This is a genomic window from Haemophilus sp. C1 (genome assembly GCF_001276515.1).
Lineage (GTDB): Bacteria > Pseudomonadota > Gammaproteobacteria > Enterobacterales > Pasteurellaceae > Haemophilus.
This window is the reverse complement of sequence record NZ_LDVZ01000040.1, coordinates 1-5,956: the sequence shown is the minus strand read 5'-3', so window position 1 is coordinate 5,956 and position 5,956 is coordinate 1. Positions and strand designations below refer to the sequence as shown.

The window sequence follows — 5,956 nt, the reverse complement described above, 5'->3', positions numbered from 1 at the left end:
TATAAAATGCGACATAAGGTCGCATTTTTTTATTTAAAAGTGCTATTTTTTTTATAAAAATCTAATTTTATATGATTGTTTGATTTTTTATTCTATTTTATCAGTGTTTTTAGCCGTTATGTAGACTAGACAAAAACTTTTTGCTTAGTATGATGTAAATCATTGATACAAAGCATGGGCACTTTTGAAAGTGCGGTTCGTTTTAGGAGTAAAAAATGAAGAAGTTATCTGGCGCAGAGATGGTGGTTCAATCTTTACGCGATGAAGGCGTAGAGTATTTATTTGGTTATCCTGGTGGGGCAGTATTAGATATTTATGATGCGATCCATACACTAGGTGGTATAGAACATATTTTAGTTCGCCATGAACAAGCGGCGGTGCATATGGCGGATGGTTATGCTCGTTCAACAGGTAAAGTAGGATGTGTGCTAGTGACTTCGGGGCCAGGAGCAACAAATGCAATCACTGGGATTTTAACGGCTTATACAGATTCTGTGCCTATGGTCATTATTTCTGGTCAAGTAATGAGTAATTTAATTGGCCGAGATGCGTTCCAAGAATGTGATATGGTGGGAATTTCTCGTCCAGTTGTGAAGCATAGCTTTATTGTCAAAAAAGCGGAAGATATTCCATCTGTTTTGAAAAAAGCTTTTTATATTGCCTCAACTGGTCGTCCAGGTCCTGTAGTTGTGGATATTCCAAAGGATACTGTAAATCCGAATTTTAAATATCCTTATGAATACCCTGAATCTGTAGAGTTACGTTCTTATAATCCGACAGTAAATGGGCATAAAGGCCAAATTAAAAAAGCATTAAAAGCACTTTTAGTGGCGAAGAAACCGATACTTTTCGTCGGTGGCGGTGCTATTGCTGCTGAATGTAGTACGCAGTTAATTCAGTTTGCACAACGTTTAAATTTACCAGTTACTTCATCATTAATGGGATTAGGAGCTTATCCAAGTACAGATAAACAATTCTTAGGTATGTTGGGGATGCACGGTACTTTAGAAGCTAATACGGCAATGCACGAAAGTGATCTTATTTTGGGGATTGGCGTTCGTTTTGATGATCGCACAACAAATAATTTAGAAAAATATTGCCCAAATGCCAAAGTGATTCATATTGATATTGATCCAACCTCGATTTCTAAAAATGTTCCAGCAGCGATTCCAATTGTCGGAAATGCGAAAAATGTATTGGAAGAATTTTTGAGTTTATTGAATGAAGAGGGATTAAAATCTCAAACGGATCTTGAAAGTTGGTGGCAAGAAATCAACCAATGGAAAGCAAAAAAATGTTTGGAATTTGACCGCACTTCTGGTGTGATTAAACCGCAACAAGTCATGGAAGCGGTATATCGTCTCACTAAAGGACAGGCGTATGTGGCTTCTGATGTAGGGCAACATCAAATGTTTGTTGCGTTACATTATCCATTTGATGAGCCTCGTCATTGGATTAACTCTGGCGGTGCTGGCACCATGGGATTTGGTTTACCCGCTGCATTGGGCGTGAAATTGGCTCATCCTGAAGGAACTGTTGTTTGCGTTACTGGCGATGGTAGTATTCAAATGAATATTCAAGAGCTTTCTACCGCAACACAATATGGCATTCCTGTTGTTATAATTTGCTTGAATAATCATTTCTTAGGAATGGTAAAACAATGGCAAGATTTGATTTATTCTGGTCGCCATTCGCAAACCTATATGAATTCCTTACCTGATTTTGTGAAATTGGCAGAATCTTACGGTCATGTCGGTATAAAAATTGCTACGCCCGATGAACTTGAAAGCAAATTGCAAGAAGCATTCAGTATTAAAAATAAATTAGTATTTGTGGATATTAATGTAGATGAATCTGAACACGTTTATCCAATGCAAATTCGTGGTGGCGCAATGAATGAAATGATTTTAAGTAAACCTCAAGAGGAGACAAACTAATGCGTAGAATTTTATCTGTTTTACTCGAAAATGAGTCTGGAGCTTTATCGCGTGTTGTTGGTTTATTCTCTCAACGTGCCTTTAATATTGAAAGCTTGACGGTTGCACCAACGGATGATCCAACACTTTCTCGAATGACTATTGAAGCGGTGGGCGATGAACAAGTACTAGAGCAAATTGAAAAACAACTCCATAAATTAGTAGATGTATTTAAAGTGGTTAATTTAAGTGAGCAGGAACACATAGTTCGTGAAATTGTTTTAGCGAAAGTAAGAGCGGTGGGTTCATCTCGCGATGAGATTAAACGTTTAGCCGATATTTTCCGTGGTCAAATTGTAGATGTCACACCAAAATCTTACACGATCCAATTAAGTGGAACCAAAGACAAAATTGACGCATTCATTTCTGCATTGAAAGAAGAAACCACATTGTTGGAAATTGTTCGTTCTGGGTTGATTAGTGTGTCTCGTGGAGAAAAGAATATTCTCTAAAATAGGGACGTAAAGTGCGGAAATATTTTAATAGAATTTTACCGCACTTTATTAGAAATATATTTGTTTTTAGTTTTTTTATAAAAAAATCGTGACCAAGTTCACAAATCTAAAAATATGTGTTTGCATAACTGATCGGATTTCTTTATTCTGAAACCACTAAAAACAAGTGCTATCTTAAATAGCCGACATCTATTTTGCTTTCCGAGTAGTGCCCCATTGGGGCACTTTTTTTATGTTTATTTACAGAATAAAAAATCCCTTTCGTAAGAAAGGGATTTTAATTATCTAAATTACATTTTTTCTACAGTTTTAATACCAAGTAATTCTAAACCTTGTTTTAAGGTTTTTTCCGTTAATAATGCCAATTTCAAACGGCTTAATTTTACGGACTCATCTTCGGCATTTAAAATTGGGCAATGTTCATAGAATGACGAGAAGATGCCTGCAAGTTCGTATAAATAAGCACAAAGCACGTGTGGTGTGCCTTCTTTTCCGACTGTTTGCACCGCTTCTTCAAATTGTAGAAGTTTAATTGCAAGCGCTCTTTCTTTATCATCTTCAAGTGTTAAAGGTGCAGCCAAAAGTGCGGTCGAATTTATATCTGTTTTATTAAAGATCGAACGAATACGGGTGTAAGCATATTGCATATAAGGTGCAGTGTTACCTTCGAAACTTAACATATTATCCCAATCAAAAACGTAATCAGTAGTACGGTTTTTGGAGAGATCTGCATATTTCACCGCACCAATACCGACAGCCTCAATCACGGCTTCTTTTTCATCATTAGATAAATTTGTATTTTTTTCATTAATTAATACGGTGGCGCGTTCAATTGCTTCATCTAATAGATCGGCTAATTTCACCGTGCCACCGGTACGGGTTTTAAATGGTTTGCCATCTTTACCAAGCATCATCCCAAAGTTTTTATGCTCTAAAGAGAAACTGTCTGGTACATAACCTGCTTTACGAGTAATTAACCAAGCTTGTTGCATATGTTGGCTTTGGCGAGTATCTGAAAAAACAAGTGCGCGATCAGCTTTTAATGTTTCATAACGATATTTTGCTGCAGCAATATCGGTTGTAGTGTAAAGGAAACCGCCGTCTTTTTTCTGAACGATCACGCCCATTGGGTCGCCTTCCTTATTTTTGAATTCATCTAAATAAACAACCAATGCACCATCATCTTCTACAGCTAAGCCTTGTTTTTTAAGATCTTCTACGATACTTGGTAACATTGGATTATAAAGACTTTCACCCATCACATCTTTTTCGGTTAAAGTCACATTCAAGCGATCATAGTTGTGCTGATTTTGTTGCATGGTGATGTCAACTAAACGTTTCCACATCGCTCGACAATATTCATCACCACCCTGTAATTTCACAACGTAATTACGCGCTTTTTCTGCGAAGACTTCATCTTCATCGTAGTGTTTTTTGGCTTCGCGATAAAAGGCTTCAAGATTTTGTAATTCCATTTCACTCGCATGCTCGTTTTGCATTTTTTCTAGATAGGCAATGAGCATTCCGAATTGCGTTCCCCAGTCACCAACGTGGTTTGCACGAATGACATTGTGACCTAAAAATTCTAGAGTTCTCACAACTGCATCACCGATGATCGTAGAGCGTAAGTGACCTACATGCATTTCTTTTGCTACGTTTGGAGAGGAGTAATCAATAACAACAGTTTGTTTATCCGTAGCTTGAATGCCTAAATTTTTTTGGGAAAGCGCAGTTGAAACTTCAGTTGTTAGCCAAGTTGGATTTAAGAAAATATTAATAAAGCCAGGTCCAGCGATTTCTAATTTTTCTGCAATATCAGATAGTTGAGCATTATCTAAAACTTTTTGAGCAAATTCTCGTGGATTTAAACCTAATTTTTTTGCCGCAGCCATAATGCCATTGGCTTGATAATCGCCAAATTGTGGTTTTCCTGATTGACGAACAAGCGCATCGCAAGATTGATCTGCTCCAGCAAGAATCATAGCTTGTTTGATTTTGTCAGATAAAATAGATTGAATATTCACGTTTTTTCCTATGTTCAAATTGAATAATGAAAATAATCAGCTATGATACCGTTCTTTATATATTTCTTAAAGGGACAAAATGACAAATTTACAGGAAAATTTGACCGCACTTTCAGCAGATTTAGCAACATTTGAAAGAAAAATTCAGAATTTAGCCAAAGAAATGACAATAGATTTGTCTGATTATGAGATCGATCATCTTGCATTACGTGTAAATAGTGAGCAAAATGCTAAAAATTGGCTGATACTTTTATTAAAGTGCGGTAAAATTTTGTCCGATAACATTGTTAATGGGCGGAAAATTTATTTGGTTAAATTAGCAAAACCGATCAAATTTGCTCATCAGTTTGTGGATGTTATTGAATTACCGTTCCCTAAACATAAACAATATTCAATTGAAGGTTGGGAGCATATTGAAATTGTAATTCCATTTCTACAGAATGAATCGATAAATGAATGGGTTAATCGTATCAATATGCATTTTTTATGGAACGAATTAACTCAATTAAATATTAAAGTGAGTGAGCCTAAGGTGGTGGGGGAGAGATTGCCAAATCCATCTATTGCAGTAAGTTTTGCTAATAAAGCAGTAAATCATACTTGTATTAAGGTTCATCCTTATTCCATAGAGAAAATCGTTGAGGTTTAGCAAAATGAAAAAATTATCTCTTACATTGGTTGCTTTAGTAGCTGTTGGTTTAAGTGCCTGTTCTTCTTTTCAAAAAGATGAGAATGCTTACAAAGGCCAAATTATTTTTAGTCAAATGGAAGGTGAAAATCTTAAATTAACTATTCGTAAAAATAATTGTTCAGGTAATCAACAAGAAGGTGAACAAGTCGTACTGACTCACAAGTATGATTCAACCTTGGTTGTGGGTGCTTGTGTTTTAGTATCAGACAATGGTAATACTAAAAATATTTCAACTTTTTCTCCGAGAAATCCACTTTAATTCCTTTTCAGAGGGGGTATAGCATATGAAAAAAACAAGTATGGCATTAGCACTGCTAGTTGCTTTTAGTGTGACTGGTTGCGCGAATACTGATATTTTCAGCGGTGATGTTTATAGCGCATCTCAAGCTAAAGAAGCTCGTTCAATTACTTATGGTACGATTGTTTCTGTACGTCCTGTTAAAATCCAAGCTGATAATCAAGGTGTAGTTGGTACACTTGGTGGTGGTGCGCTAGGTGGTATTGCAGGTAGTGCAATTGGCGGTGGTCGTGGTCAAGCTATTGCAGCAGTAGTTGGCGCAATTGGCGGTGCAGTAGCTGGAAGCAAAATTGAAGAAAAAGTAAGTCAAGTAAACGGTGCTGAACTTGTAATTAAGAAAGATGATGGGCAAGAGATCGTTGTTGTGCAAAAGGTTGACGGCAGTTTTGTAGCTGGTCGCCGAGTTCGTATTGTTGGTGGCGGCTCAAACTTAAATGTTTCTGTGCTATAACTAATAGCGTTAACGCCTAATATATTATTAATCAGCGTCTTAATCAGTTAAGGCGCTGATT

At 36.6% G+C, this 5,956-nt stretch carries 6 protein-coding genes; 5 read left to right on the top strand and 1 reads right to left on the bottom strand.

The genetic code is table 11. The annotated features are described in order from the left end of the window. Positions 1-215 precede the first annotated feature (215 nt). Together ABW51_RS09220 and ilvN are read left to right on the top strand one after the other, a co-directional pair. Positions 216-1,937 carry an acetolactate synthase 3 large subunit gene (locus tag ABW51_RS09220; protein WP_053466509.1) on the top strand — a complete coding sequence of 574 codons (1,722 nt, stop codon included), beginning with the start codon at positions 216-218 and terminating at the stop codon, positions 1,935-1,937. After that, on the top strand, positions 1,937-2,428 hold the full coding sequence (ilvN, locus tag ABW51_RS09215) for an acetolactate synthase small subunit (protein ID WP_053466508.1): 492 nt from the start codon (positions 1,937-1,939) through the stop codon (positions 2,426-2,428). The genes ABW51_RS09220 and ilvN overlap by 1 nt, the downstream gene beginning before the upstream one ends. Before the next feature lie 293 nt (positions 2,429-2,721). Here ilvN and argS read toward each other — a convergent pair whose 3' ends face one another. Continuing rightward, positions 2,722-4,455 (bottom strand): arginine--tRNA ligase, encoded by a 1,734-nt coding sequence (gene argS, locus ABW51_RS09210; protein ID WP_053466507.1) that lies wholly within the window; start codon positions 4,453-4,455, stop codon positions 2,722-2,724. A 79-nt stretch (positions 4,456-4,534) separates the two neighbouring features. On the opposite strand from argS, the gene ABW51_RS09205 reads away from it, so the two are divergent. From ABW51_RS09205 to ABW51_RS09195, 3 genes are read left to right on the top strand one after another with little or no spacing between them, the layout of a single operon-like run. Beyond that, positions 4,535-5,104, top strand: coding sequence for a VOC family protein (locus ABW51_RS09205; RefSeq protein WP_053466506.1), 570 nt, complete (start codon positions 4,535-4,537; stop codon positions 5,102-5,104). Between the two features lie 4 nt (positions 5,105-5,108). Next, positions 5,109-5,405, top strand: a complete 297-nt coding sequence (locus ABW51_RS09200; protein ID WP_053466505.1) for a hypothetical protein — start codon at positions 5,109-5,111, stop codon at positions 5,403-5,405. Between the two features lie 25 nt (positions 5,406-5,430). Continuing rightward, positions 5,431-5,895 (top strand): glycine zipper 2TM domain-containing protein, encoded by a 465-nt coding sequence (locus ABW51_RS09195; protein WP_053466504.1) that lies wholly within the window; start codon positions 5,431-5,433, stop codon positions 5,893-5,895. Positions 5,896-5,956 lie beyond the last annotated feature (61 nt).